This is a genomic window from Craterilacuibacter sp. (assembly GCF_051659485.1).
In the GTDB taxonomy this organism is placed as follows: domain Bacteria; phylum Pseudomonadota; class Gammaproteobacteria; order Burkholderiales; family Chromobacteriaceae; genus Craterilacuibacter.
Map to the genome: position 1 here is coordinate 1 of NZ_JBOFOO010000231.1, position 5,180 is coordinate 5,180.

At 58.6% G+C, this 5,180-nt stretch carries 4 protein-coding genes and 1 pseudogene; all 5 read left to right on the forward strand.

Annotated elements, in window-relative coordinates; genetic code table 11:
• A pseudogene (locus tag ACRC1E_RS08225) lies at positions 1-888 on the forward strand (F0F1 ATP synthase subunit alpha); the annotation flags it as partial.
• Between the two features lie 36 nt (positions 889-924).
• Positions 925-1,791, forward strand: coding sequence for a F0F1 ATP synthase subunit gamma (atpG, locus tag ACRC1E_RS08230; protein ID WP_438514616.1), 867 nt, complete (start codon positions 925-927; stop codon positions 1,789-1,791).
• A gap of 43 nt (positions 1,792-1,834) precedes the next feature.
• Positions 1,835-3,229 (forward strand): F0F1 ATP synthase subunit beta, encoded by a 1,395-nt coding sequence (gene atpD / locus ACRC1E_RS08235; RefSeq protein WP_438514617.1) that lies wholly within the window; start codon positions 1,835-1,837, stop codon positions 3,227-3,229.
• 15 nt (positions 3,230-3,244) lie between these two features.
• Complete coding sequence (locus ACRC1E_RS08240) at positions 3,245-3,667, forward strand: F0F1 ATP synthase subunit epsilon (RefSeq protein ID WP_438514618.1); 423 nt, start codon at positions 3,245-3,247, stop codon at positions 3,665-3,667.
• Between the two features lie 82 nt (positions 3,668-3,749).
• The gene (gene glmU / locus ACRC1E_RS08245) at positions 3,750-5,108 is read left to right on the forward strand and encodes a bifunctional UDP-N-acetylglucosamine diphosphorylase/glucosamine-1-phosphate N-acetyltransferase GlmU (RefSeq protein ID WP_438514619.1); all 1,359 of its coding nucleotides are present in this window, start codon (positions 3,750-3,752) and stop codon (positions 5,106-5,108) included.
• Positions 5,109-5,180: the final 72 nt, after the last annotated feature.

The window sequence follows — 5,180 nt, forward strand, 5'->3', positions numbered from 1 at the left end:
CACACCATTATCGTCGCAGCAACCGCTTCCGAAGCGGCTGCGCTGCAGTACATCGCACCGTACTCCGGTTGTGCCATGGGTGAATACTTCCGCGACCGCGGTGAAGATGCACTGATCGTTTATGATGACTTGTCCAAGCAAGCCGTTGCATATCGTCAGATCTCGCTGCTGCTGCGCCGTCCGCCGGGCCGTGAAGCCTATCCTGGCGACGTGTTCTACCTCCACTCCCGTCTGCTGGAGCGCGCATCGCGCATCAACGAAGACGAAGTGACCAAGCTGACCGCGGGTGCCGTAACCGGCAAGACCGGTTCGCTGACCGCACTGCCTATCATCGAAACCCAGGCCGGCGACGTTTCCGCCTTCGTTCCGACCAACGTGATTTCGATCACCGACGGTCAGATCTTCCTGGAAAGCGACTTGTTCAACTCCGGTATTCGTCCTGCCATTAACGCCGGTATTTCCGTATCGCGCGTCGGTGGTGCAGCACAGACCAAGGTGATCAAGAAGCTCGGTGGCGGTGTGCGTCTGGCGCTGGCTCAGTATCGTGAACTGGCTGCGTTTGCGCAGTTTGCTTCCGATCTTGACGAGGTGACACGCAAGCAGCTGTCGCATGGCGAGATCGTGACCGAACTGATGAAGCAAAAGCAGTTCTCCACGCTGTCGACTGCCGAAATGGCGCTGACACTGTGGGCGGTGAACAAGGGCTACTACGAAGACGTGCCAGTGAAGAAGGCATTGCCGTTCGAAGCGAGCTTCCTCGCTTATGTACGCGCCAACCATGCCGATCTGCTGAAAGCCGTCGACGACAAGGGCGACTTGTCTGCCGATAACGAGCAAATTCTGGCCAAGGCGATGGAATCGTTCAAGGCCGGCTACAGCTTTAACTGAGCCTTTCGCTAACGCTGTTCAAAGAAAGGTCTAGTTATGGCAGTCGGCAAAGAGATTCTCACCAAGATCCGCAGCGTGAAAAACACGCAGAAGATCACCCGCGCAATGCAGATGGTGTCGACCTCCAAGATGCGCAAATCGCAGGAACGCATGCGTGCTGCGCGTCCCTACGCCGAAAAGGTGCGTGCAGTCATGGCGCACCTTGCCCAGGCCAATGCTGACCTGGAGCACCCGCTGCTTGCCCGTCGCGACGAAATCAAGCGTGCCGGTATTGTCCTGATCACCTCGGACAAGGGTCTGTGTGGCGGCTTGAACGTCAACACACTGAAGGCCTTTTACGCCAAGGTGAAGGAGCTGACCGAGGCAGGCATCGAAGTCGATGTTTGCGCCCTGGGTCAGAAAGGCCTTGCGGCCAGCCAGCGTACGCATATGAAGGTCGTGTCGAGCGCGGTCCAGCTGGGCGATGCGCCCAAGATGGAAAAACTGATTGGCCCGCTTACGGTGCTGTTCAAGAAGTACGCCGAAGGCGAGCTGGATGCGATTTACATCGTGTACCCGGGCTTCGTCAATACGATGAAGCAGGAACCGGTGGTGGAACAGTTGCTGCCGCTGACGCCGCACTTGATGGTGGTCGAGCATTCGCACTCGTGGGATTATTTGTACGAGCCGAATGCGCACGACGTCATGGAGTTTCTGGTGCGTCGCTACATTGAGTCGGTGGTTTATCAGGCTGCAGCCGAGTCTTCTGCTTCCGAGCAGGCGGCCCGTATGGTAGCCATGAAATCGGCCACTGATAACGCAGGTAACGCCATCAAGCAGCTGCAACTTGTGTACAACAAGTCGCGCCAGACGGCGATTACCACGGAACTGTCCGAAATCGTCGCCGGCGCCGCCGCCGTTTAAGCGTGCAGTGCCTGTACAAGTTTATTGAGTTTAGGAACCGATAATGAGCCAAGGCAAAATCGTACAAATCATTGGTGCGGTGATCGACGTGGAGTTTCCACGCGACGCCATGCCAAGGATTTATGATGCCCTGATGCTGGTGGATGCCGAGCTGACGCTCGAAGTCCAGCAGCAGCTGGGTGACGGCGTGGTCCGTACCATCGCCATGGGTAGCTCGGACGGTCTGAAGCGCGGCATGGCTGTAGCCAACTCCGGCGCACCGATTTCGGTGCCGGTAGGCAAAGCGACGCTGGGTCGCATCATGGACGTACTGGGTAACCCGGTGGACGAAGCCGGTGCAGTTGCCACCGACGTGCGTCGCGCCATTCACCAGAGCGCACCGAAGTTCGACGAACTGTCGCCTGCGACCGAACTGCTGGAAACCGGCATCAAGGTGATCGACCTGCTGTGCCCGTTTGCCAAGGGCGGTAAGGTGGGTCTGTTCGGTGGCGCCGGTGTGGGCAAGACCGTGAACATGATGGAGCTCATCAACAACATCGCCAAGGCGCACTCGGGTCTGTCCGTGTTCGCAGGCGTGGGTGAGCGTACCCGTGAAGGTAACGACTTCTACCATGAAATGAAGGACTCCAACGTCCTTGATAAAGTGGCGATGGTCTACGGCCAGATGAACGAACCACCGGGCAACCGTCTGCGCGTCGCGCTGACCGGTCTGACCATGGCCGAACATTTCCGTGACGAGAAGGACGCAAGCGGCAAGGGTCGTGACGTACTGTTCTTCGTGGACAACATCTACCGCTACACTCTGGCCGGTACCGAAGTTTCGGCACTGCTGGGTCGTATGCCTTCCGCTGTGGGCTACCAGCCTACCCTGGCTGAAGAGATGGGCCGTCTGCAGGAGCGCATTACCTCGACCCGTTCCGGTTCGATTACGTCGATTCAGGCCGTTTACGTGCCTGCGGATGACTTGACCGACCCGTCGCCGGCAACGACCTTTGCCCACCTGGATGCAACCGTGGTGCTGTCCCGTGACATCGCGTCGCTGGGTATTTACCCTGCTGTTGACCCGCTGGACTCGACTTCGCGTCAGCTGGATCCGACGGTGGTAGGTGAAGAGCACTATGCCGTGGCTCGTGGCGTACAGACCACGCTGCAGAAGTACAAGGAACTGCGTGACATCATCGCGATTCTGGGTATGGACGAATTGTCGGAAGAAGACAAGCTGGTCGTATACCGTGCGCGTAAGATTCAGCGTTTCCTGTCGCAGCCTTTCCACGTGGCCGAAGTATTTACCGGCTCGCCGGGCAAGTATGTGCCACTGAAGGAAACGATCAACGGTTTCAAGGCCATTCTGTCGGGCGAATACGACCACCTGCCGGAACAAGCGTTCTATATGGTAGGCGGGATCGAAGAAGCCGCAGACAAAGCCAAGACCCTTTAACTAAGGAGGCGGCTCATGGCCACGATGCAGGTAGAAGTGGTAAGCACCGAACAGCTGATCTACTCGGGTGAAGCCGAGTTTCTGGTCGCTCCGGCGGCCGAAGGCGAGATCGGTGTCTATCCGCGTCACGTACCGCTCCTGACTCGTATCAAGCCGGGTGTGTTGCGTCTGACGGTACCGGGCAGCAAGGATGAAGTCCTGGTCGCTGTGTCGGGTGGCATGATGGAAGTGCAACCGACGCTGGTGACCGTGCTGGCCGACACCGCAATTCGCGGTGAAGATCTGGACGAAGCGCGTGCGAACGAGGCGAAACGGGTAGCCGAAGAGACTATCCGCAAGTCCGGCGACGACATGGATACTGCCAAGGCGCAAGCCGCACTGGCGGTGGCCATCGCCCAGCTGAAAACGCTGGACTACCTGAGGAAGCGCGTCCGCTGAGGATGTGCCGATTTTGGTGTATATTCGGAGGCTGCCACGCAAGTGGCAGCCTTTTTTCTTATCTGCCGAATACAGAATTCATATGAATCTTTTGAGCGTCGCCATTCTCGCTGCCGGCAAGGGCAAGCGCATGTACTCCCGTCTTCCCAAGGTGCTGCATAAAATCGGGGGCGAAGCCATGCTTGCCCGCGTGCTTCGTACCGCCCGTAGCCTGAATCCAGCCAAATTGGTGGTGGTTTACGGCCACGGTGGCGAACTGGTGCGCGAAGCAATTCCCGATGCCGATCTGGGCTGGGCCTTGCAGGCCGAGCAACTGGGCACCGGCCATGCGCTGAAAATGGCGCTGTCCGAGCTGCCAAGCGAAGGCCACACCCTAGTGTTATATGGCGATGTCCCGTTGACCCGTGCCGACACGCTGGCCGAACTGGTGGCGCTGGCCGGTGACGAAGTCGCACTGCTGACCGATACGCTGGCCAACCCGTCAGGTTACGGCCGTATCGTGCGCGGCAGCGATGGCTCTATCCGCGCCATTGTTGAAGACAAAGACTGTAGCGACGAAGAAAAACGCATTACCGAAATCAACACCGGCATGCTGGTGCTACCGAATCAGCATCTGACGCGCTGGCTTACCGAGCTGAAAAACGGCAATGCGCAGGGTGAGTATTATCTGACTGATGTAATTGCACTGGCGGTGCGCGATGGTGTGCGTGTCCATGGCATGCAAGTCCCTGCCTCGTGGCAGGCAGCCGGCGTCAATAACAAGGTGCAGCTGGCCGAGCTGGAACGCATCCTGCAGCTGAATCAGGCACAGGAATTGCTAGTCAATGGTGTCGGGCTGGCTGATCCGGCCCGTATCGATATCCGCGGCACGCTCAAGCATGGGCAGGACGTGCTGATCGATGTCGGTTGCGTGTTTGAGGGGGAGGTCGAGCTGGGCGAGGGGGTCGAGATCGGTGCTTACTGCGTGCTGAAAAATGTCAGGGTTGCCGCCGGCAGCAAAATTGCACCCTATTCGCATCTGGAAGACGCGGTGGTGGGTGAGGCCTGCCGTATCGGACCGTATGCGCGCTTGCGCCCCGGCGCGACGCTGGCGGCGCATGTACATGTCGGCAACTTTGTCGAGATCAAGAAGAGCGTGGTCGGTGAAGGTTCCAAGGTCAACCATTTGAGCTATATCGGTGATGCCGACATCGGCAGCAAGGTCAATGTCGGTGCCGGCACCATCACCTGCAACTACGATGGCGTGAACAAGTTCCGCACTACCATAGAAGATGGCGTCTTTGTCGGCTCCGGCTCCATGCTGGTCGCGCCGGTGACGCTGGAAGCGGGTGCCACCATCGGCGCGGGCTCGGTGATCAGCAAGACCGCACCGGCAGGCCAGTTGACGGTGGCGCGTGCGCGTCAGGTATCGCTTAACTGGAAGCGTCCGCTAAAAAAGTAAATCAGCCTTGTGGTGTGGCTTGGCTGCCGTTGGCAGCGCCACCCACCGGTGCACCATCAACCATCAAAGATA